Source organism: Allorhizobium sp. Av2 (assembly GCF_021462805.2).
Taxonomy (GTDB): domain Bacteria; phylum Pseudomonadota; class Alphaproteobacteria; order Rhizobiales; family Rhizobiaceae; genus Allorhizobium; species Allorhizobium vitis_G.
Genome location: NZ_CP192696.1, coordinates 2093144 through 2116711, shown reverse-complemented (window position 1 = coordinate 2116711; position 23568 = coordinate 2093144). Strand labels below are relative to the sequence as shown.

Genomic DNA, 23568 nt, shown 5'->3' with positions numbered 1-23568 from the left:
CTTTATGGTTGGGGCGTGGGCGGCGCGATCACCGGCCTGCCGAGTAACCGGCTATAGACCGCCTCCAGCCCTGCCGCTTCTCTCGCCAACGCAAAATTTTCCCGCACATGGGCAACGGCCGCCTTGCCATGCAGGCAGGCGCGTCCGGGATCGGCCAGATAAGGCTCGATTGCGTCACGCAGCGGTGCATAGGCGTCGGCGGCAACCACGGCACCGGTTGCGCCTTCGGCGATCAGTTCCGCATAGGCCCCGGCATCCGAGGCGACCACAACGGTCTCGGACGCCATGGCTTCCAGCGGTGTCAGGCCGAAGCCTTCATTGCGCGAGGGCGCGACATAGAGCGTCAGCCGCCGATACCATGGTTTGATATCCTCGACCTCGCCTAAAAAAAAGATCCGCTCGGTCAGACCGGCGGCGGCAATCTGCGCCTTCAGCCCCTCGGCAAAACCCTTATGTTCCGGGGTGACGCGGCCGGAGACCACGGCTGTCCAGCCGGGATAGCGTGGCAGAAGCTCAATCATCGCCTTGACGAACAGATCGGTGCCCTTCTGATGGCGCACCCGACCGAAGCAGCCAATCAGATAATCGCCCGGCAGGTTGGTGGCTGGCATCCTGTCCTCGGCACCTTGCGGCGGATGAAACAGTTCGGTGTCGATACCGTGGCGGATGACGCTATGCGGCACCTGCAAAAACGAGCCGGAGCGGGCGCTGGTGGCGACCACGGCATCCATTTTCGAGATCAGCCAACGGGTATAGCGGCTGTGGTGACGCTGGGCCGCCGAGGTAAATAGCAGTTTCAGCGGCATGCGCAGCACATCGCGCAGCACCACGCCTGCCAACATTTCCAGATTGCGCCGGGCATGCCAGACGCGATGGGAAGCGCCGCGCGGCTTTTTCCACAAGGCTGGCATTTGTGCGAAAGACAGCGCGGGCATGGTGTCCGGCAGGCCGGGGCCAAGCGTGGCAATCGCCAGTCCGCGGCGGCGCTGCTGCGGGATCAGTTGCACCACGGTGGAGGTAACGCCCGAAAGTCGCCGCTTGAAATGAGGAGCCACCACAAGGATTGAAGCAGGATCAAGCACGCAACAGGTACCTTTCGTCATCACGGCTACAGTGCAGGTTACTGCTCACAGAAAAAAGACGCACCTGCAAGGCGCGCCTTTTTCAACAGCAGAGGCTGGAGATCAACCCCAGTTGACCGCGATAATTTCGTAAGCCTTGGAACCGCCGGGAGCCACGACTTCGATACTGTCGCCGGCTTCCTTGCCAATCATGGCGCGGGCAATCGGCGAGGAAATCGAGATACGCCCAGCCTTCACATCGGCTTCCTGATCGCCGACGATCTGGTAGATTTTTTCCTCGTCGGTATCTTCATCGATCAGCTTGACGGTGGCGCCGAACTTGATTTTCGAGCCGGACATTTTCGACAGATCGATGACTTCCGCGCGCGCAGTCAGATCTTCGAGTTCGGAGACCCGGCCTTCATTATGGCTCTGGGCTTCCTTGGCGGCATGATATTCGGCATTTTCCGAAAGGTCGCCATGGGCGCGCGCTTCGGCAATGGCCTCAATGATCCGAGGACGTTCTTCTTGTTGACGCCAGCGCAGTTCCTCCTGAAGCTTGGAGAAGCCGTTCTGCGTCATCGGTACCTTATCAACCATGTCCTCTTCCTTCACCTTTCATGCCCGCATGGCGTGGCCATGAAAATAAAACAGGTTCCGAAGCAAAGCTACGGAACCAGCCACATATCCAACTCGTGACATTATAGCAGACTGTAACAGTCAATTTCCAGAGATTTCGAATGGACGTATTTTCAATCTGTCCATCCGGCACAACTGCCCAGGCGCAACCGTGTCACTGCGCTGATATAAGCTTCCAGATGTCGTTAACAAGGGCAATGGCGACAAGCCACATCGCAATTGAAATCGCAAAGACCAGAAGCAGGTATTTCATCCTTGGGGTCATTATCTCTGCCGTCTATCGCCGGTTCTACGCTCAACTCTATGCGATGATTCGGCCTGCGTGGATGTTAACCTTCGATCAAGGATGATTTTTTGTAAATGCGAAGGCGGGGCTGTCTCGTTTTGGTTCATGGAGCGCTCTGCCGGTCAATCTTCAATCGGCTTGGTAGACCAAGGCTCGATTGAGTAATCGCCGGGCGGCGGCATATTGGGTGGCCTGTAGGGGGTCGTCCTTGATGGGTGGTCCAGCCGGTCGATGACGGATTGATGGATGACGCTGCCTTTTTCGATAGAGCGAGGGTCGCAGAGCGGCAGATACCAGCCCTTGGGAGGCCGGCAGCGCCAGGAGGAAAAGGGTACGCGACGCGGCACGATCTCGAACGGCAGCCAGGACCAGGTCATGGAATCATGGATCGGGGCCAGTGGGTCGAGCTTCACATGGTCGTTGTCGTCATCCTCGCCATAGACGATATCATGGACAGTGTCTTCGTCGTAGTGCAGCCCAAATGGCCTGCTTTCTGCGATCATCCAGGCCAGCGGAATCTTGGCCGTCGCGCTCTGCGCTTCGCTATAGCCGCCGCCGACATCGCCATGGGAGCCAGCAAACCAGACCTGTTTGAAATCCTGAGGCTTGATCATATGCGGGTCCTCCGGCTTGAACGGGCTGCCCCAGAATGGCTGGCCGGACTTCCAATAGACCGGTCGAAATATCGTGCGCCGCTCATCAATGGCCAGGGCCTGGCGGACAGCGGCCACGCTTGGATTGCGGGTCGTGAAAGGAAAGGTCTGGAAGGTGAGACCTCTCTGTGTCTGGTTGATCACCGTCGATACGGTGTCGAACAGGCCGAGAAAGGCAATCGCCGGACGGTAGCCGCGCAATGTCCGCTCATAAAGACGCATGGCGGCGAAGGCGGAGGGTGCCGAGTGGCTGACGATGTCAGCCGTTTCGCCGCGCCGCTCGCTTATGGGAATGGTTTTATAGGTCCGGTAGGCGTAGTCCACAAGATTGAGAAAATTCGGCGCAATAATGCCCAGGCTGTTGATGAAACCGGCCAGAACCCTGGCGCTATAGGCTCCGCGGCTGAAGCCTAGGATGTAGATCCTGTCGTCCTCGCCAATTGTGTTGCCGGCGTCGTCACGCGGTGCGGCGCGGTAGTTCTCAACAAGAAACCGGTAGGCGCGCTTGACATTGCGGTCGAGACCCCAGCCTGTTGCCAGGCCCCAGACTTCGGCGGATTGGCGTGCAAGTCGCAACCAAGCGTCGTCTGCACCGAACGTGCCGACGCCCGGCTCATAATAGACCAATTGCTCGTCATTGCGGGTCAGGCAGCCAAGCAGTCTGACGATATTGGTTCGGCTGGCTGAAATTTCATTCGACGTGCCGTCAAACAGAATGACGATGTTTTTGCCCACGCTGTCCCCTTGCCAGATCAAGGGGTTTTCATAGCATTATCAGCGTGGTGCAGCATCCCTGGCTTTTGAAGGGTCAGGCGGAAAGCCTCACCCTTTGGTCGCATTCGCTCACAGTCTGTTCAAGAACGGCCATGTGCCGATTATTGAACGGGCTGTCAGAAATAGCTTTGCAGCGGACGAACTTCCAACTGGCCCTTTTTCAGCGCCTCGATGGCTTCGGCTGCGGCAAGCGCACCGGCCATCGTGGTGTAATAAGGCACTTTCTGCATCAGGGCAGCGCGGCGCAGCGATTTGCTGTCCGAGATCGCCTTGTTGCTATCGGTGGTGTTGATCACCAGTTGAACCTGCCGGTTGCGGATGGCATCCTCAATATGCGGGCGGCCTTCCAGAACCTTGTTGATCTTGACCGCCTCTATGCCCTGTTCGGCGAGGAAGCGTTGCGTGCCGCCGGTGGCCAGAACTTTGAAGCCGATTGAGGTCAACAGCTTGATGGCGGGCAGAACGCGGACCTTGTCCTCATCGCGCACCGACACGAACACCGAGCCGTCACGGGGAAGCTCGACGCTGGCGCCCAGCTGGCTCTTGGCAAAGGCCAGCGCGAAGCTGGTGTCGAGACCGATGACCTCGCCGGTTGAGCGCATTTCCGGCCCCAGAAGCGTATCGACGCCGGGGAAGCGGGCAAACGGGAACACCGCTTCCTTGACGGCAATGTGCTTCAGGTTGCGCGGATCGGGCTTGGCACCGTAAGCGGCAATCGCCGCATCCAGCTTTTCACCGGCCATGATCCGGGCGGCGATCTTGGCAATCGGCGCGCCGATGGTTTTTGCCACGAACGGCACGGTGCGCGAGGCACGTGGGTTAACCTCGAGAACGTAGATAACCCCATCCTTGATGGCGTATTGCACATTCATCAACCCGCCGACATGCAGCGCCTTGGCCATGGCGGCTGTCTGGCGCTCCAGCTCGTCCAAAGTCTCATTGCTCAGCGAGCGCGACGGCAGCGAACAGGCCGAGTCGCCGGAATGGATACCAGCCTCTTCGATATGCTCCATGATACCGGAGACGAAGACACTTTCGCCATCGCACAGCGCATCGACATCCACCTCAATTGCGTTGGTGAGGTAGCTATCGAACAGCAGCGGGTTCTTGCTGAGAAGGGTGTTGATCTGGCCCGTCTTGTCATTGGGATACCGCTGCTTGATGGCTTCCGGCACCAGGCCCGGCACGGTATCCAGCAGGTAGCTCTGCAACATGCTCTCATTGTGGATGATCTGCATGGCCCGACCGCCCAGCACGTAGGACGGACGCACCACCAGCGGGAAGCCGATTTCGGAGGCGACAAGGCGCGCCTGTTCGACCGAATAGGCAATGCCGTTGTTGGGCTGGTTGAGGTCCAGCTTCATCAGTAGCTTCTGGAACCGGTCGCGGTCTTCGGCCAGATCGATCATGTCAGGCGCGGTACCGAGGATCGGGATGCCGTTCTTTTCCAGGGCTTCGGCCAGTTTCAGCGGCGTCTGGCCGCCAAACTGCACGATGACGCCGACCACTTCACCCTTTTCCTGTTCGGCGCGCAGAATTTCGATAACGTCTTCCGCCGTCAACGGTTCGAAATACAGGCGGTCGGAGGTGTCATAGTCGGTGGAGACGGTTTCCGGGTTGCAGTTGATCATGATCGCTTCAAAACCGGCATCCTTCAGGGCGAAGGCGGCGTGGCAGCAGCAATAATCGAACTCGATACCCTGGCCGATGCGGTTCGGGCCACCGCCGAGGATGACGATTTTCTTGCGATCCGACACCTGCGCTTCCGAGCGCAGCGCGCCGACGAAAGGCGTCTCATAGGTCGAATACATGTAAGCCGTGGGTGACGCGAATTCGGCCGCACAGGTATCGATCCGCTTGAAGACCGGGCGGACATTGAGGCCATTGCGCAGCTCGGCCACTTCCTTCGGACGCTTGCCCGACAGGCTGGCAAGGCGGGCATCGGAAAAGCCCTTGGCTTTCAGCATCCGCAGATTTTCAGCGTCTTCGGGCAGGCCATGTTCGCGGATGCGGGCTTCCAGATCGGTGATTGCCTTCAACTGAGCGATGAACCACGGATCGATCTTGCAGCCTTCATGCACTTCGGCTTCCGACATGCCGAGCCGCAAGGCCTGGGCCACCATGCGCAGCCGGTCCGGGGTCGGTGTGCCGATGGCGGCGCGGATGGCGTTCTTGTCGTCGCCCTGGCCAAGGCCGGGGATTTCGATTTCGTCCAGACCGGTCAGGCCGGTTTCCAGGCCACGCAGCGCCTTTTGCAGGGATTCGGCGAAGGTGCGGCCAATCGCCATGACTTCGCCGACCGATTTCATCGCAGTGGTCAGCGTCGGCTCGGCACCGGGGAATTTCTCGAAGGCAAAGCGCGGGATTTTGGTGACGACGTAATCAATCGACGGCTCGAAGGAGGCAGGCGTCGCGCCGCCGGTAATGTCATTGTCCAACTCGTCCAGCGTATAGCCAACTGCCAGCTTGGCAGCGATCTTGGCAATCGGGAAGCCGGTCGCCTTGGAGGCCAGCGCCGACGAACGCGACACGCGTGGGTTCATCTCGATGACGACGAGGCGGCCGTCCTTGGGGTTGACCGCAAACTGCACGTTGGAGCCGCCGGTCTCAACACCGATTTCGCGCAGCACCGCAATCGAGGCGTTGCGCATCATCTGGTATTCCTTGTCCGTCAGCGTCAGAGCCGGGGCAACGGTGATGCTGTCGCCGGTATGGACGCCCATCGGATCGATATTTTCGATGGAGCAGATGATGATGCAATTGTCCGCCTTGTCGCGGACAACTTCCATTTCATATTCTTTCCAACCCAGCACCGATTCCTCGATCAGCACTTCTGTCGTCGGCGAGGCATCGAGGCCGGAGCCGATGATCTCGAAGAATTCCGAGCGGTTATAGGCAATGCCGCCGCCGGTGCCGCCCATGGTAAAGGACGGGCGGATGATGGTGGGCAGGCCAACAACGTCAAGCGCCTGGGCTGCCACCGCCATCGCGTGGTTCATATAGCGCTGCTTGCGGTCGGTTTCGCCGAGGTTCCACTGGTTTTCCAGCTCATCCAGCGCCTTGTCGAGCGCGTCGCCGGAAAGCCGGGCCTTTACCTCATTACGAGCAATTTCATGGGTCTTGCGGTCGGCGTCCTTGATCTCGGTGGCATTGGCCAGCATGGATTTCGGCGTCTCAAGGCCGATGCGGGCCATGGCTTCCCGAAACAGGGCGCGGTCTTCGGCCATGTCGATGGCGGCAGGCTTGGCGCCAATCATCTCGACATTGTAGCGATCCAACACGCCCATCCGCTTCAGGGAGAGCGCGGTATTCAAGGCCGTCTGCCCACCCATGGTCGGCAGCAGCGCATCCGGGCGTTCCTTGGCGATGATCTTGGCGACCACTTCCGGGGTGATCGGCTCGACATACGTTGCGTCGGCGAGGCCCGGATCGGTCATGATGGTCGCCGGGTTGGAATTGACCAGAATGACCCGGTAGCCTTCTTCCTTCAGCGCCTTGCAGGCCTGGGTGCCGGAATAATCGAATTCGCATGCCTGGCCGATGACAATCGGTCCAGCGCCGATGATGAGGATGGATTTAATGTCTTGGCGCTTTGGCATGTCTCTATCCGATCTCTTCACCTGCGCGAAAAACCGGCCAAGGTGAGGGGCATCACCGGTCGGGCGCAGATCCATGGTATTTCAGGCTAGAAGCGGCTTATAGGGAATTGTGGCGATCAGCGGAACCCCCGTTTTCGCTTTTTCTACGGATAAGTGAAGGGCAGGCGCGGCGGGGATGTGGTCCTGCAATTTCCCCTGGGACATTACAGTGAGAAATGGACCGTTTTGTCACATGCCATTTGCGCAGACGCTGTAGGAAACCTGTTCGGTTTCAAAGGAGATGGCCCTCATGCCGCAGACGCAACTGTCGTCCGACCTCATCCGTTTCTCTGCGGCCGGCCGCTCCGGGCCATCGAAACGTCTCGGCATCCGTTTCGATGCGGAAGGTAATTTCCTACCCGAACCGGGCAACACGATTGTCTGCCATCTTCGCCCGGGAAGTGAAAGCCAGAAGGCGATTGTCGCCTTGCAGGAGCGCTATAAGCAAATGCCGGAGGCTGACCATCTGGCCGTTACCCCTGCCTCCAGCCTGCATATGACCCTGTTTCAAGGCATTATCGAACATCGCCGCACCGCCGGTTTCTGGCCAAAGGATCTGCCGCTGGATGCGCCAATCGACGACATGACGGAAATCCTCGCGCAAAGGCTGATGCATTTTACGCCCGGGCCGGATTTTCGCATGAAGATTGCCCGGATGCTACCGACGGGGCTTCGGTTGGAGCCAGTGGGTGAGGCGGATCGCCGGGCCTTGGCGCAGTGGCGCGACAGGCTGGCGGATCTGCTCGGCTATCGCCATCCCGACCATGAGACTTACGAGTTTCATATCACCTTTGCCTATGTCATCAGGCCATTTTCAGAGGCGGCCCTTTTTCAGTGGCAGGCCATGCTGGAGATGGCGCGAGAAGAGTTTCTGGAGCAATTTGAGGATATCGCTCTTGATCCTCCGGCTTTCTGTGCCTTTAACGATATGAAGCATTTCGAAGAACTGATCGTATTGCAGGGTCATATCGACTAAAAAAAGCGACGGTTAAGCAATACGATGTTGTATCGTTTTCGCGTCGCAGGTATCTGAAACCCTGTTGGCTTTTCCAGATCGATGCCATGGGGTTTTTATGCTTTTCGCAAACAGAGTCTGCCGCCGTTTTGCGACATCTCTATGCTCCTCTGGTCTCGGATTTTTTTGGAAATTCTCCACGAGGTGATTGTTTAACTATTTGATCCTACGGGAATTTATGGGAAACCGACGCCGTCCTCGACCATTTCTCCTGGCTGCCTCTCTTTAATGGCGCCATCAAGGCGAAGTGCATTTTTTAACGCTCTGTCAGGGTTGCAAAATTGGCTATCGACTTGCCATGGCAAGGCGTGCAGCCTGATTTTCGTCATGTTCCTTGCTGGTTCTGGCAGATGCCTGGGGCCGGCCCTGGCACATGCCAGGGGCATGACAGCAGATTTTAAAAATCCAAGGTATTTTCATGAGACATTTTTTAATCCATCGCGTTTGCGCATGTAAAACCGTTTCACACTTTTCCTGGAAATGCTCTGGCTACGGCCTATTTGCCCAGGCAACCGATATAAGCCAGGAGACCTGCCCATGATTACCGTCCATTATCTGGAGCATTCCAGGGCGCACCGCATTCTCTGGCTGCTGGAAGAGCTGGGATTGTCTTATGAGGTGAAAACCTACAAGCGCGGCGCCGATATGCATGCACCGGCGGCATTGAAGGCCGTGCATCCGCTGGGGAAATCGCCTGTCATCGAAGACAATGGCCGGATCTTCGCCGAAAGCGGCGCCATTATCGAATATCTGATCGACACCTATGGCGCCGATACCAATGGCAAGATGGTTTTGCGTCCGGCACCGGGCAGCGACGCTTTCCTGCGTTACCGTTACTGGCTGCATTATGCCGAAGGCTCGGCCATGCCCCTTCTGATCTTGAAGCTGGTATTCTCCCGGTTGTCCAAGCAGATGCCGTTTCTATTGCGCGGAGTGGCTAAGCGGATTTCCGATGGCGTTTGCGGCAAGATGATCGATCCGCAGATCGCTGAGCATCTGGCCTTCTGGCAGGCGGAATTGCGCAAGGACGGCTTTTTTGCCGGGACGGACTTTACCGCCGCCGATATCGCCATGAGCTTCCCGGTGGAATCGGTGCTGTCGATTTCCGGCGATACGGGCGATGTTACCATCCTTCGTTCCTATCTTTCCACAATCCGCGCCAGGCCGGCCTATCAGCGCGCCCTGCAACGCGGCGGAGCTTATATGTTCTCCAAGACCTGACCGCCTTTTTCTTCAAACCCAGTGTTTGGAACACTGTTGGGCTTAAGAGTGTTTGGAACACTGTTGGGCTCAAGCCGTTACCAGCCTGCCGCCGTTGCTGTTGCACGGCGGCAGTTTTTGCTGAACATGGGCGTTCTGCAATGCGGCCGGGGAGAGAACCGATGGAACTGGATGGGCGTCGTCAGTCCGAAAATCTCGAGGATGTCAGGGGTGCATCAGGCGGCGGCGGCTTTGGCCGGCGCGGCATCCGGCTGCCGATTGGCGGCCGCGGGCGGGGTTTGAGTTTTTCCACCATCATCATTCTGGTGCTGATCTATTTCGGTCTTCGCCTGATGGGCATCGATATGTTGCAATTGCTGGAGGAGGGCAGTGGGTCCGCGCCATCTTCTTCGCAGCAGCAGGTCAGTGACACGCCAGAACAGGCGGACATGAAAGTATTCGTGAGCCGAGTGCTGGCGTCTACCGAGGATGTCTGGACCACCGCATTTCAAGAGCGCGACGCAACCTATGAAATGCCAAAGCTGCGGCTGTTTTCCGGTCAATATCCCTCTGCCTGTGGCGCTGCCTCTGCGGCGACCGGGCCTTTCTACTGCCCTGGAGATCGCCGTATCTATCTCGATACCGCGTTTTTCACGGAGCTATCCAAGCGGTTCCAGGCCTCCGGCGATTTTGCCCAGGCCTATGTGATCGCTCATGAAGTCGGCCACCACGTCCAGAACCTGACCGGCATCCTGCCGAAATTCAACCAGATGCGCAGCTCGATGAGTGCCGCCGACGCCAATCGGATGTCGGTCCGCGTCGAATTGCAGGCTGATTGCTTTGCCGGGATCTGGGGCCGGAAGGCCGATCAGCAGGGATTGCTCTCGGCAGGCGATCTTCAGGAAGCGATGAATGCAGCTCAGCAGATTGGCGACGATACGATTCAAAAGCGGTCCCAGGGCTATGTCGTGCCTGAGAGCTTCAACCATGGCTCCGCCGCACAGCGGATGAAATGGTTCAAGAAAGGCTATGACCAGGGCCGGATGGATGCCTGCGACACCTTTTCCGGCCCGATCTGATGGCGGTTACTTTTCGCTGTCCAGATGCGCCATTTGCGCCTCTGCATAGCGGGAACCGGCGGCGCTGCCCTTGGGGACTGCGGTTTCAAGGGCAGCGATATCCTCCTGTGACAGGGTAAAGTCGAGGGCGCTAAGCGATTCCGTCAATCGGTCGCGGCGGCGGGCACCTATCAGCGGGACGATATCCTCGCCCTTGGCCAGCACCCAGGCAATGGCGGCTTGCGCTGTGGTCATGCCTTTTGAGGTCGCGACCTGTGTCAGGGCTTCGACGAGCGCCAGATTGTGGTTGGCATTCTCGCCTTGGAAGCGTGGCGAATGGGCGCGGAAATCCGTTGGTGCCGTTGGTGCGGTCCAGTTGCCGCTGATCAGCCCGCGCGACAGAACCCCATAGGCGGTAATGCCGATTCCGAGTTCCCGGCAGGTCGGCAGGATACTGTCCTCGATGCCACGCGAGATCAGCGAATATTCGATTTGCAGGTCAACGATCGGATGGACGGCTGCTGCCCGCCGGATCGTATCTGCGCCGACTTCCGACAGGCCGATATGCTTGACATAGCCAGCCTGGACCATCTCTGCGATGGCGCCGATGGTCTCTTCAATCGGCACATTGGGATCGAGCCGGGCCGGGCGGTAGATATCGATATGGTCGGTGCCTAGCCGTTGCAATGTGTAAGCCAGCGCCGTCTTTACTGCCGATGGACGTGCATCGTACCCGATCCAGCCGCCCGCCGGGTCGCGCTGAGCGCCGAATTTGACGCTGATCTGCATTTTGTCGCGCAGGCCACCCTTCAGCCCTTCTCCAATCAGCATTTCATTGTGGCCCATGCCGTAGAAATCGCCAGTATCGATCAGCGTCACTCCGGCATCGATGGCGGCATGCAGAGTGGCGAGGCTTTCCGTACGATCGGCAGGCCCATACATGCCCGACATGCCCATGCATCCCAATCCAAGGCGCGAGGTCTGAGGGCCGGATTTTCCAAGTTTTACCGTTTGCATATCCAGTTTCCTTTTCTGCTGTCTGTCTGAAACCAGGTTTACGCTGTTTGGCTTTGTGCGATAATCCTGTTTATTCCGCATGTGTTGTTTGGAATTATGCACAATGAGTGATCTACCGCTTGCCGATCTCGATGCCTTCGCCACCATTGCCCGGTTGAGAAACTTCCGCGCAGCCGGAAAGTTGCGCGGTGTTTCGGCCTCGTCATTGAGCGAGGCGATGCGGCGGCTGGAGGCGCGGGTTGGCGTGCGGCTGCTGAATCGCACCACCCGCAGCGTGACCCTGACCGATGCCGGAGCGCGGTTGTTGGAACGGTTATCGCCGACGCTGGCGGATATTGAACTGGCACTTGACGATATCAATCAGTTTCGCGAGCGACCCTTCGGGCGATTGCGGCTCAATGTGCCGGGCATTGTCGCCCGGTGTGTGCTGCCGCCAGTTGTCAACGGCTTTCTGGCCGCCTATCCGGATATCCTGCTGGAGGTGATGGTCAATGATGCTTTGATCGACGTGCTGGCTGAAGGCTGCGATGCTGGCATTCGCTATGAAGAGGCGCTGCATCAGGATATGATCGCGGTTCCTATCGGTCCGCGCCGCCAGCGCTATGTCTGCGTGGCAGCCCCGTCTTATCTTGCGCAGTATGGCAGACCGGATCATCCGCGCGACCTGATCCATCACCGCTCCATTCTACATCGTTTCAACAGTGGCCGGGTGAATGACTGGCATTTCGAGCGTGAGGGCGAGGCGATCAATGTCTCCCCGCCACCCCGGCTGATCGCCGAAACGGTCGATCTGGAACTGGCCGCCGTGCGGGCTGGGCTTGGCATGATGCGCACATTCGAGGACTTCATGATCGAGGATTTGAATGCCGGACGGCTGGAGCGGGTACTGACCGATTGGGAGGATGAGTTTTCCGGTCCCTTCCTCTATTATCACAGCCGTCGCCACATGCCCGTGCCCCTGCGGGTCTTTATCGATTATATCCGCCAGCATGGCGATCCCGGTTGATCGCTCATCAACAACCGTGATGAGACGATGAGTTTTTCTGAAGCATCTGCTTGTGTCTTGAAAACGTCACGGCTTTGACGTACCGAGGCAATTGCATATTATTTCCTCACACAGCTCAGCGGTTGAGAAGAGAATATGCATAGCAGCTGACCTGTATGCGCCATGTCCGGTATACGATGCTGAAATCCCGCCGCTCGTCCAGCATGACTGGAAGCGGCTTTTTTTCGTTTTGGAAGTTCTCATGACTTATGCCTCGTCCCAGCGCCTTAGCGCGCCTATTGAAAGCTGGCTTAGCCATGTTCGCGCCACGCTGGCGCTGGGCATTCCCCTGGCTGGTGCGCAATTGGCGCAGCTGGCAATTCACACGACCGATGTGGTGATTGTCGGCCGTCTGGGAGCCGAATCGCTGGCGGCTTTGGTGCTGGCTGGGCAGTTTTTCTTCACAGTGTTTATTTTCGGTTCCGGCTTTTCCATCGCAGTTATGCCGATGGTGGCCAATGCCTATGGCAAGGGCGATGTGCGCCTGGCACGCCGCTCCATTCGCATGGGGCTGTGGGTATCGCTCGCCTATAGCGTGGTGACCTGGCCGCTCTTCCATTACTCGCGTGATGTGCTGCTGGCCCTGGGGCAGGTGCCGCAGGTGGTTGAGCTCGCCTCGAGCTATATCCGCATCATGTGGCTGAGCCTGCCTGTCGCGTTGATGTTTGCGGTGATGCGGGCGTTGGTCAGCGCCATCGGGCGGGCGCAGATCGTCCTCTATATCACCATCGCCACCTTGCTGCTGAATGCCGCCCTGGCTTACTGCATTGTGCTGGGCCATTTCGGCTTTCCGGCTTTTGGCATTCTGGGGGCTGCCTGGGTGGCGGTTTCGGTCAATGTCTTCGCCATGATCGTCATGGGTCTCTATCTGCACTTCAACAGCGTCACCCGGAAATACGAATTGTTCGTGCGCTTCTGGCGGCCCGATTGGGATGCGCTGCGCGATGTGATCAAGCTTGGCCTGCCGATTGGCGTGACGGTGCTGGCTGAAGTCAGCCTGTTTACGGCTGCCTCCCTGCTGATGGGCAGCATTGGCACGATTGAGCTGGCCGCGCATGGCATTGCCCTGCAATTGGCCTCCATCGCCTTCATGATCCCGCTGGGGCTGGCGCAGGCCGCCACCGTGCGGATCGGCGTTGCCCATGGACGCGGCGATTTTACCGATGTGGTACGGGCCTCCATCACGGTTGTCTGCATGGCAGCCCTGATCTCGGTGATCGGCGGGTTGCTGTTCTTCTTTTTTTCCAACGAATTGAGTGGAATGTTCCTCGACCGGGGTCGGGGCGATGCGGCGGCGGTGCTGGATTATGCAGCGCCGCTGGTGGTGGTCGCCGGTATTTTCCAGCTGGTCGATGGCATGCAGGCGGTTGCTACCGGGCTGCTGCGTGGCCTGAAGGATGCCAGCGTGCCGATGATCCTGGCGCTGATTTCCTATTGGCCAATTGGTTTCGGCCTGGCCTGGTTCATGGCTTTTCCCTTAGGTATGGGCGGTCTTGGCGTCTGGTTTGGTTTCCTGATCGGGCTTTCCAGCGCCGCTGTCATGATGGGGCTGCGGTTCTGGCTACGGCTTCGCCACGAAATGCGGATGATGAGCCGGTAAAGCTGTTCTACCCGTATTATAAGGTTCTGCATGAGAATCAAATAAGCCGACCAAGTGATTGGTCGGCTTATGTTTTTTTATGGGCTATAATCTGTGGTTCAGCGCTCGGCCAAAGCCGGTTCGCCCTTCTTCTCGCGTACCATGTTGATGAAGCGGCGGAACAGATAGTGGCTGTCTTGCGGGCCGGGCGAGGCTTCCGGGTGGTGCTGGACGGAAAACACCGGCTTGCCGGTCAGGCGCAGGCCGCAATTGGTGTTGTCAAACAGCGAAATATGAGTCTCTTCAACGCCTTCCGGCAGGGACTTCGAATCCACCGCGAAGCCGTGGTTCATCGAGACGATCTCCACCTTGCCGGTGGTGAAATCCTTGACCGGATGGTTGGCGCCGTGATGGCCCTGATGCATCTTTTCTGTCTTGGCGCCCAGCGCCAAACCCAGCATCTGATGGCCAAGGCAAATACCGAACAGCGGGATATCGGTGTTGATCAATTCCTTGATGACCGGCACGGCGTATTCACCGGTTGCAGCCGGATCGCCGGGGCCATTGGAGAGGAAAATGCCATCCGGCGACAAGGCCAGAATATCTTCGGCGCTGGTATTGGCAGGCACGACCGTGACCTTGCATTTCAGGCCGGTAAACAGCCGCAGGATATTGCGCTTCACGCCAAAATCCACGCAGACGACGTGATAATCGGCATCCTTGTCAGCCAGCTCCGAAAAGCCTTCGTTCCACACCCATGGCTTTTCACCCCATGTCGAGGACTGGCCGGAGGAGGCGACCTTGGCAAGATCAAGACCTTCCAGCCCGCTCCAGGCCTTAGCCTTGGCCTTCAGCGCCTCGATGTCGAAATTGCCGTTCGGGTCATGGGCGATGACCGCGTTCGGCGCACCGTTTTCGCGAATCCAGGCGGTCAGCGCCCGCGTATCGACGCCGGACAGGCCGATCATGCCGCGCGCCTTCAGCCAGGCATCAAGATGCTTGGTGGCGCGGAAATTGGATGGTTCGGTAATGTCGGCCTTGAAGATCACCCCGACTGCGCCGTGGCGGGCGGCGGGCGTCAGGTCTTCAATATCTTCCTCATTGGTGCCGACATTGCCGATATGGGGAAAGGTGAAGGTAACGATCTGGCCGAGATAGGAGGGATCGGTGAGGATTTCCTCATAGCCGGTCAGCGCGGTGTTGAAGCACACCTCGGCCTGAACATCGCCGGTGGCGCCGACGCCCTGACCTTCGATGACGGTGCCGTCAGCCAGAACCAGAAGCGCTGTCGGCTTGGTTGTTGTCCAGGCTGCGGTGGGCAATGGCGATGTTGCGGTCATATCCGTTCCTTTTCCAGCCGCTTGCCCCGGCCGATGCAAACCGGCGGCGCGTGGCTATCTGTATGTGCCAGTATCTAGTTGTGCCAAGGGTCCTCGCGCAGCAAGAGGATGCGCGTGCGGGAACCTGATGTCGATGTCTGTGCAGGCGATGGTACATAGACGAGAAGCGTGGGCCGGGTCAATTGTTCCTCAGGTAAAAGAGGTGTTTTCCCTTGAAGTCTTGAAAGACCCCCGCATTGCGCGGAGCCTCCGGGAGGGGTATCACCACGCCTGAAGCGAGCCACGGTGCCGTTTGAACGGCGGCCAGGGGCTCCACAGTCACCCAAGGAGATGAAGACATGCTACGCGAGGATCTGACGACTGCGCTGAAGGAAGCGATGAAAGCCAAGGACAGCCGTCGGCTTTCCACCATCCGCCTGGTGCAATCGGCCATCAAGGACCGCGATATCGCCAATCGCGGCGAGGGCAAGGCCGAGGCCAGCGACGACGACATCCTCCAGCTGATGGCCAAGCTGGTGAAGCAGCGCGAGGAATCGGCCAAGATCTATGAAGACAATGCCCGCCCCGAGCTTGCCGCCCAGGAGCGTGAGGAAGTGGCGATTATCAAGGGCTTCATGCCCGAGCAGATGGATGACGATAAAGTCCGCGAAGCGATTTCTGGCATCATCACCGAAATCAGCGCCGAAGGCGTGCGCGACATGGGCAAGGTGATGGCCGCTTTGAAAGAACGCTATGCCGGTCAGATGGATTTCGCCAAGGCCTCCGGCGTGGTGAAAGAGCTTTTGACAAAGTAAGGCCGAAGTCGCCGTATACAGCGTTGTGCGCCATAGATGGCGCACGACAGGTCGCTAAAGCGCTTTATATCGATGGCAGCTTCTCGCTTTCTTTATTCAGCGGCAAGTGGCGCAGCGTTGTGTGGCAATGGGCCGATAGCGGCAAACAGCGCCTCGTCCTCTCCTATACCGGCATTGGGCGTGGTCAGCAGCGTATCGCCGTAGAAGACTGAGTTGGCACCGGAGACCAGGCAAAGAATTTGCGCTTCCCTGTTTAGTGTCGAGCGCCCAGCCGACAGGCGAACCGTGGATCTCGGCATGACGATCCTCGCCGTCGCCACCATGCGCACCAGTTCCAGCGGATCGATCCGCGGCATGGCGGCAAGCGGTGTCCCCTCCACAGGCACCAGCGCGTTGATCGGGACGCTTTCCGGATGCGGGCGCATCGATGCCAGGACCTGGAGCATGGAGGCGCGATCACGGATGGTCTCGCCCATGCCGATAATCCCGCCGCAACAGAGGTCGATGCCGAAAGAGCGGACGATGGACAGGGTTTCCAGCCGGTCTGCATAGCTGCGGGTGGTGATGATCTCACCGTAAAATTCGGGACTGGTGTCCAGATTATGGTTGTAAGCTGTCAATCCGGCCTCGGCCAGTTTCTCAGCCTGGTGCTTTTCCAGCATGCCGAGTGTCACGCAGGCTTCCATGCCGAGATCGCGAACGCCGCGCACCATCGTCAGTACCGCGTCAAACTCCTTGCCATCGCGCACCTGTCGCCACGCTGCCCCCATGCAGAAGCGCTCGGCACCGGCATCCTTCGCCCGTTTTGCAAGCGCCAGCACGCTGTCTGGCTGCATGAGGCGATCCTTCGTCAGCTTCACCTCCCGGTGATGGGCCGATTGCGGGCAATAGGCGCAGTCTTCCGGGCAGCCGCCAGTCTTGATCGACAGCAGGCTTGCCTTCTGGACGGCGTTCGGGTCGTGGTGGCGGCCATGGACAGCGTTGGCATGGCCGATCAATTCCAGAAGGGGCAGATTGTGAAGGGTGACGATCTCTTCCACGCTCCAGTCATGACGAATTTCGCACGCCACGCCACTCATTGCTCCGTCTCCTGCAAGCGTTTTGCCTTTGATGGCCACTGGCTGGCGATCAGCGCCGCAAGCACACATTTCACCACGTCACCACCGATAAAGGGCATGAGGCCAACGCCCAGCAATGTCGCGGCAGGAACGAAGAAGGCAAGCCATGTGAGGCCTGCGGCATAGACCAATGCCAGCCCGGCAAAGTTTGCGACAAGGCGCATCACCAGCCCGCGTCCATGGCCGATCATGCCGGTGAGCCAGGCCGCCAGCCAGTATCCGGCAAGATAGCCGCCGGTTGGCCCCATCATATAGGCGAGCCCGATGCCGCGTTCCGGTGAGCCGGAAAATACGGGCGTACCTACAGCACCGACGGCCAGATAGGTGGTGAAGATGGTCAGTGACAACTGCGGCCCAAGGATCAGCGCGAACGCCATCACCGCAAAGGTATGCAGTGTCATTGGGACCGGCCAGAAGGGGATCTGCACTTTGGCCGCCAAGGTCATCAACAGCACGCCGACCGAAACAATAATTATTTTATCGATAAAAATTGAAAATTTATTCTTATTGGTTCGAGAAAGAAGAGAAATGTCCATGTCGTCTCCAATTTTTTTGTCTATTTTGGAAAATTATCGATAAAATATCGAGCCTGGGCTTATTGTCAATCCCAACGCTTGCTCCTTGGGAGCCGTTGGCTCATTTTGAGGCCCGGGGATTTCCCTCATTTTGGGCTGGGAATTCCCTTAATACTGGGCCAAAGGCCGGAAAGGGACTGCAGACGCTGGAGCATGGAGGGCGCAAAGGGGAAAGCACATGTGAATAGCGGGCACATCCCATGAAAGCCGTGGCGCTTGCCTTTTATACCTCCTATATAACCAGATCATTCCTCAAGGTTGCCCAATGCGCTTTTCAAACGACTTTCTCGACGAGATCCGCGACCGCGTGCCGATTTCGGCCGTGATTGGCGCGCGCGTGCCGTGGGATCGAAAGAAAACCAACGTGTCGCGCGGCGACTACTGGGCCTGCTGCCCGTTCCACGGCGAAAAAAGCCCGAGCTTTCACTGTGAGGATCGCAAGGGCCGTTACCATTGCTTCGGCTGTGGTGTTTCCGGTGATCATTTTCGCTTTCTGACCGATCTGGAAGGACTGAGCTTTCCGGAGGCCGTTGAGCGGATTGCCGACATGGCCGGTATCGCCATGCCCAAGGTGGATGTACGCGACATAGAGCGTGAGCGTGAGCGCACCAGCCTTCAGGACGTCATGGAAATGGCCACCCTGTTCTTCCAGGATCAGTTACAGGCAGCCCTGGGTGCCAAGGCGCGGGCTTACCTTCGGGAGCGTGGCCTGTCGGGCCGCACCATCGAGACTTTCCGGCTGGGCTATGCGCCGGAAAGCCGCAACGCGTTGAAGGAACATCTGGCCGGAAAAGGCGTGCCGAAGGAGCAGATCGAGGCCTGCGGGCTGGTGGTGCATGGGCCGGATATTCCGGTATCCTATGACCGATTCCGTGACCGGATCATGTTTCCCATCCTGTCGTCCCGCGAAAAAGTAATTGCTTTTGGCGGTCGGGCGATGTCGCCGGATGCGCCAGCCAAATATCTGAATTCCAACGAGACGGAACTGTTTCACAAGGGCAATGTCCTCTATAATTTCTCCCGCGCCAGACGGACGCTTCAGGGCGCCGATGGCGCAGAGACGATCATTGCCGTCGAAGGCTATATGGATGTGATCGCGCTCTATCAGGCAGGCGTCGAAAATGCCGTTGCGCCACTCGGCACGGCGCTGACCGAAAATCAGCTGGAGCTGATGTGGAAAATGACGCCGCAGCCGGTCCTGTGTTTCGATGGCGATGGCGCTGGGCAGCGGGCGGCGTTTCGCGCCGTTGATCTCGCCCTGCCGCATCTGAAGCCCGGAAAAAGCGTCCGCTTTGCCATGCTGCCGGATGGCAAGGACCCCGATGATCTGGTCAAGCAGGATGGTCGCGCGCCCTTTGACCGGGTATTGGCCGAGGCCCGCTCTCTGGATGAAATGGTCTGGGTGAGGGAGACCGGCCAGGGCCGCTTTGACACGCCGGAGCAGCGCGCCGAGCTTGAGGCGCGGTTAAAGCAGATCGTCAATATCATTGCCGATGAGAATGTGCGCCGCCACTATCAGCAGAATGTCAGGGACCGGCTTTATGGGTTCTTCCAGGGGCAGGGAGCTACCCGTGCCGGGCGCGGCAATTTCGAGCGTGGCGGTGGTGGCTTTACCGGCAGCCGGCCCGGCAATGGCCGGTTTCAAAACAATGGGGGTGGTCGCGGCGCGCCGGGTGCGCAGCGTCCCGGCAGCACGGTTGCCTCCGACCGGCTGACGCGGTCGGGCATGGTCAGCCGCAGCCACGACCAGCCCAGCCTGCGCGAAAGCGTGTTGGCGTTGACCATAGTCAATCATCCGCAATTGTTGCAGGAGGATTATGACGAGATTTCCTGCATCGATTTCGACAGCCGTGATCTGCAACGGCTTTGGCCGGCGGTGCTGACCGCTGTTGCGCAAACCGGTGCGCAGTTGACCCGTGAGGATCTATATGAGCGGTTGATGTCGGGCGGCTTCGATGCGCTGTTGAAGGCGCTGGACCAGCAGATCCGCAATGCCAGACTGTGGACGGCAACGACGGTGGCGGCGCTGGAAGATGCCCGCGAGGGCTATACCCAGGCGCTGTCATTGCATAAGCGCGCCAAGGCGCTGCGCCGCCAGCGCATCGAACTGGAACGCGAGATTGCCGAGGCGACCGAAGCCGATGATGCCGGGCGGATCGATGGGCTGATGTCGGTTTTGCAGGAAGTGCAGCTGGAAATCGTTCGGATGGAGAACCAGGAAGCGATCATCGATGGCTTTGGCGTGATGTCGGGGCGCGTCAAGGGACCGGCTTACGGTCACAATTCATAACGGTTTTGCAAGCTTTGTTATGGCAGATACCAACCGCGCCCCTTGTATCGGCGGCGTGAGTGCCTAGATTTCAGTTCAAACCGGGTAATGTTCCTGAGATCGAGGCCGTGCCTGTCCCGAAAGGATGTTCCAAAAGGACAGGTTAATGACGTGACGATTGAATGGCTCCCTGCCACTTGTGGCGAGTGTGGAGGCGTTTGGATAAGGAGCGTAGAGCGAGATGAATGGTTTTTTCGCGATATCAACAGGCACAATCGCTTTAAAAGGCTTGACGTATCGATAAATTGTGGGAATCACGGTCAAACGAAAAAACAAGGTGACGCAGGTTGCGCCGGGTCTATGCTGGCGGGCTTCGTCGCCTGTTTGTGTAGTTATACCGAAATCGACGGGAACCGTGGTGGTCAACCGGGAATTAGACATTGCTTGGTCAACGTGCCATTTCCTTCAGGAAAGCACCAAGGCTGACGGAATGTTTCGCATCTAAGGCATGGTTTTTCTTCGGCCTCATCTGGTTTGAGAAGTTGTGCTGCACATTTAAGGTTTTACAGCGTGTTTCGTGCGTATGGTCCGCGCATGACGCTGTAGGTCATAACCAGTGATTCGTAGTGGTCGGTGCAAGGCTATGCCCCATCTGGCGCGTGACAGCACTGCGGAAAATTGAAGCGTCAGGGAAAGCGACGAGATACATGGCAACCAAGGTCAAGGAAAACGAAGAAGCCGAGAACGAGCGCGATGGCGCGACCGACGGTCCGCTTCTCGATCTTTCGGATGACGCGGTCAAGAAAATGATCAAGGCCGCCAAGAAGCGCGGCTACGTCACTATGGATGAGTTGAATTCGGTTCTGCCGTCTGAGGAAGTGACCTCGGAGCAGATCGAAGACACCATGGCGATGCTTTCCGACATGGGCATCAACGTCGTCGAGGACGAGGACGCCGAAGATCCGGCGGCCGAAGAAAGCGATAACGACGAAGAAGCTGAAAGCGAAGGCGGCGAACTGGCGCCTGCTGGCAATACCGCTGTTGCCACAGCCAAGAAGAAAGAGCCGACCGACCGCACGGACGACCCGGTGCGCATGTATCTGCGCGAAATGGGCTCGGTGGAGCTGTTGTCGCGCGAAGGCGAAATCGCCATCGCCAAGCGCATCGAGGCTGGCCGCGAAACGATGATCGCCGGTCTCTGTGAGAGCCCGTTGACATTCCAGGCGCTGATTATCTGGCGCGACGAGCTGAACGAAGGCACGACTCTGCTGCGCGAGATTATCGATCTCGAGACCACCTATTCCGGTCCCGAGGCCAAGGCCGCGCCGCAATTCCAGAGCCCGGAAAAAATCGAAGCGGACCGCAAGGCTGCCGAGGAAAAGGAAAAGACCCGCCGGGTCCGTTCCAGCGAAGACGACATCACCAATGTCGGCGGCGACATGCAAATGCCGGAAGAAGAGGAAGAGGACGAAGACGAGTCCAATCTTTCGCTGGCCGCCATGGAAGCCGAGTTGCGGCCCCAGGTCATGGAAACCCTCGACCTGATCGCCGATACCTACAAGAAGCTGCGCAAGTTGCAGGACCAGCAGGTAGAAGCGCGCCTGGCCTGTGCCGGCACGCTGTCATCAGGCCAGGAGCGGCGCTACAAGGAGCTGAAGGATCAGTTGATCACGGCGGTCAAATCGCTGTCGCTGAACCAGAACCGTATCGACAGCCTTGTCGAGCAGCTTTACGACATTTCCAAGCGCCTGATGCAGAACGAAGGCCGGCTGTTGCGGCTGGCCGAAAGCTACGGCGTCAAGCGCGACAGCTTTCTGGAGCAGTATCAGGGTGCAGAACTTGATCCTAACTGGATGAAGTCAGTCGGCAATCTTGCTGCCCGCGGCTGGAAGGATTTCGCCCGCGAGGAAAACAATACGATCCGGGAAATCCGTCAGGAAATCCAGAATCTGGCGACCGAAACCGGCATTTCCATCGCCGAATTCCGCCGTATCGTTTCCATGGTGCAGAAGGGCGAACGCGAAGCCCGGATCGCCAAGAAGGAAATGGTTGAGGCCAATCTGCGTCTGGTTATTTCGATTGCCAAGAAATACACCAATCGCGGCCTGCAATTCCTTGACCTGATCCAGGAAGGCAATATCGGCCTGATGAAGGCGGTCGATAAGTTCGAATATCGGCGCGGCTATAAGTTCTCCACCTATGCGACCTGGTGGATCAGGCAGGCAATCACCCGCTCGATTGCCGACCAGGCCCGTACGATCCGTATTCCGGTGCATATGATCGAAACGATCAACAAAATCGTTCGTACCTCGCGCCAGATGCTGCACGAAATTGGCCGCGAACCGACACCTGAAGAACTGGCTGAAAAGCTGGCCATGCCGCTCGAAAAAGTCCGCAAGGTGCTGAAAATCGCCAAGGAGCCGATCTCGCTCGAAACCCCTGTGGGCGACGAGGAAGATTCGCATCTCGGCGACTTCATCGAGGACAAGAACGCACTGCTGCCCATCGATGCCGCCATCCAGGCCAACCTGCGCGAAACCACCACCCGCGTGCTGGCTTCGCTGACGCCACGCGAAGAGCGCGTGCTGCGCATGCGCTTCGGCATCGGCATGAACACCGACCACACGCTGGAAGAAGTCGGCCAACAGTTCTCGGTCACCCGCGAACGTATCCGCCAGATCGAAGCCAAGGCCCTGCGCAAGCTCAAGCATCCAAGCCGGAGCCGCAAACTGCGCAGCTTCCTGGACAGCTAAGCTTAGCCAAGAGACAAAAGTTGAAAACCCGGCGGAAACGCCGGGTTTTTTGCATCTTAGGGTGAGGAAGATGGTTGCTGATGGAGCGGGGTTTACCCCCCTCTGTCCTGCCGGACATCTCCCCCTCAAGGGGGGAGATCGACGTGGAGCAGGCCTCTCACGCGCATAACAATCGATTCTATTTCGCAACAGGCTTGATGGGGAAACGGCATGCACCACCATCTGATCTCCCCCCTTGAGGGGGAGATGCCTGGCAAGGCAGAGGGGGGTAAGCGGCATATCAAAACGTCTGCATCGTATCCTGTGGTTCAATCTGGATCTGGCAAAGTCTAGCGAAGAGACAAGAGTTAAAAATCCGGCGGAAACGCCGGTTTTTTGTGGCCAGAATTATCAGTGTCTCTTCTCCTGGATTAGGACTTTCGCGTCACATTATCACTGCCAACGCATCGGCAATCACGCTCTATCGGCAACCATAAGAGGCTATGTCTATCCGATCTCCCCCCTTGAGGGGGAGATGCCTGGCAAGGCAGAGGGGGGTAAGCGGCATATCAAAACGTCTGCGCCGTGTCCTATGGTTCAATCTGAACCCGGCAAACTCTCGCTGCCGAATGCTTACGTATCGCGGACCGATAGGGCGGCGATGGTAGACGGAACGCTGGCGGCAGACGAGGTGACCACGGTGGGTTTTGCAATGGGCGGCGCGGGGTTCTCGGCAATCAAATATCCCGTCCGTTAGGGGGCTGGTGGGATGCTG

At 58.4% G+C, this 23568-nt stretch carries 16 protein-coding genes; 8 read left to right on the top strand and 8 right to left on the bottom strand.

Annotated features, from left to right (window positions below; all coding sequences use genetic code 11):
• Positions 1-2 precede the first annotated feature (2 nt).
• The 4 genes from FS819_RS10100 to carB all read right to left on the bottom strand — a co-directional run bounded on the left by FS819_RS10100 (position 3) and on the right by carB (position 7012).
• Positions 3-1103, bottom strand: a complete 1101-nt coding sequence (locus tag FS819_RS10100; RefSeq protein WP_156546546.1) for a glycosyltransferase family 4 protein — start codon at positions 1101-1103, stop codon at positions 3-5.
• 81 nt (positions 1104-1184) lie between these two features.
• Positions 1185-1661, bottom strand: a complete 477-nt coding sequence (gene greA, locus FS819_RS10095) for a transcription elongation factor GreA (RefSeq protein WP_015916662.1) — start codon at positions 1659-1661, stop codon at positions 1185-1187.
• A gap of 447 nt (positions 1662-2108) precedes the next feature.
• Positions 2109-3374, bottom strand: a complete 1266-nt coding sequence (locus tag FS819_RS10090) for a T6SS phospholipase effector Tle1-like catalytic domain-containing protein (protein WP_234624592.1) — start codon at positions 3372-3374, stop codon at positions 2109-2111.
• Between the two features lie 155 nt (positions 3375-3529).
• Positions 3530-7012: a carbamoyl-phosphate synthase large subunit gene (gene carB, locus FS819_RS10085; RefSeq protein WP_156546542.1), complete on the bottom strand. Its 3483-nt coding sequence runs from the start codon at positions 7010-7012 to the stop codon at positions 3530-3532.
• Positions 7013-7301: 289 nt separating this feature from the next.
• Here carB and FS819_RS10080 point away from each other — a divergent pair, with 289 nt between their 5' ends.
• The 3 genes from FS819_RS10080 to ypfJ all read left to right on the top strand — a co-directional run bounded on the left by FS819_RS10080 (position 7302) and on the right by ypfJ (position 10345).
• Positions 7302-8027, top strand: a complete 726-nt coding sequence (locus tag FS819_RS10080; protein WP_322192585.1) for a DUF1868 domain-containing protein — start codon at positions 7302-7304, stop codon at positions 8025-8027.
• 576 nt (positions 8028-8603) lie between these two features.
• On the top strand, positions 8604-9287 hold the full coding sequence (locus FS819_RS10075; protein ID WP_156546538.1) for a glutathione S-transferase family protein: 684 nt from the start codon (positions 8604-8606) through the stop codon (positions 9285-9287).
• Positions 9288-9448: 161 nt separating this feature from the next.
• Entirely contained in the window at positions 9449-10345 is an 897-nt protein-coding gene (gene ypfJ / locus FS819_RS10070) for a KPN_02809 family neutral zinc metallopeptidase (protein ID WP_156546536.1), read from the top strand.
• 6 nt (positions 10346-10351) lie between these two features.
• Here the strand turns inward: ypfJ and FS819_RS10065 are convergent, their stop codons facing one another.
• On the bottom strand, positions 10352-11341 hold the full coding sequence (locus tag FS819_RS10065) for an aldo/keto reductase (RefSeq protein WP_156546534.1): 990 nt from the start codon (positions 11339-11341) through the stop codon (positions 10352-10354).
• A gap of 103 nt (positions 11342-11444) precedes the next feature.
• Between FS819_RS10065 and FS819_RS10060 the strand changes: the two genes are divergently transcribed.
• Positions 11445-12347: a LysR family transcriptional regulator gene (locus FS819_RS10060; RefSeq protein WP_156546532.1), complete on the top strand. Its 903-nt coding sequence runs from the start codon at positions 11445-11447 to the stop codon at positions 12345-12347.
• A 241-nt stretch (positions 12348-12588) separates the two neighbouring features.
• Positions 12589-13986, top strand: coding sequence for an MATE family efflux transporter (locus tag FS819_RS10055; protein ID WP_156546530.1), 1398 nt, complete (start codon positions 12589-12591; stop codon positions 13984-13986).
• Positions 13987-14084: 98 nt separating this feature from the next.
• Here the strand turns inward: FS819_RS10055 and carA are convergent, their stop codons facing one another.
• Positions 14085-15305 (bottom strand): glutamine-hydrolyzing carbamoyl-phosphate synthase small subunit, encoded by a 1221-nt coding sequence (gene carA, locus FS819_RS10050; protein ID WP_070164242.1) that lies wholly within the window; start codon positions 15303-15305, stop codon positions 14085-14087.
• A 338-nt stretch (positions 15306-15643) separates the two neighbouring features.
• Between carA and FS819_RS10045 the strand changes: the two genes are divergently transcribed.
• The gene (locus tag FS819_RS10045) at positions 15644-16099 is read left to right on the top strand and encodes a GatB/YqeY domain-containing protein (protein WP_070148865.1); all 456 of its coding nucleotides are present in this window, start codon (positions 15644-15646) and stop codon (positions 16097-16099) included.
• Between the two features lie 92 nt (positions 16100-16191).
• On the opposite strand, the gene bioB is transcribed toward FS819_RS10045, so the two are convergent.
• Complete coding sequence (bioB, locus tag FS819_RS10040; RefSeq protein ID WP_156546528.1) at positions 16192-17178, bottom strand: biotin synthase BioB; 987 nt, start codon at positions 17176-17178, stop codon at positions 16192-16194.
• On the bottom strand, positions 17175-17687 hold the full coding sequence (locus tag FS819_RS10035; protein ID WP_498724440.1) for a biotin transporter BioY: 513 nt from the start codon (positions 17685-17687) through the stop codon (positions 17175-17177). Before FS819_RS10035 ends, bioB begins: the two co-directional genes overlap by 4 nt.
• A 370-nt stretch (positions 17688-18057) precedes the next feature.
• Here FS819_RS10035 and dnaG point away from each other — a divergent pair, with 370 nt between their 5' ends.
• Together dnaG and rpoD are read left to right on the top strand one after the other, a co-directional pair.
• Complete coding sequence (gene dnaG / locus FS819_RS10030; protein WP_156546524.1) at positions 18058-20082, top strand: DNA primase; 2025 nt, start codon at positions 18058-18060, stop codon at positions 20080-20082.
• Between the two features lie 686 nt (positions 20083-20768).
• Positions 20769-22814, top strand: a complete 2046-nt coding sequence (rpoD, locus tag FS819_RS10025; RefSeq protein WP_015916648.1) for an RNA polymerase sigma factor RpoD — start codon at positions 20769-20771, stop codon at positions 22812-22814.
• The last annotated feature ends 754 nt before the right edge of the window (positions 22815-23568 follow it).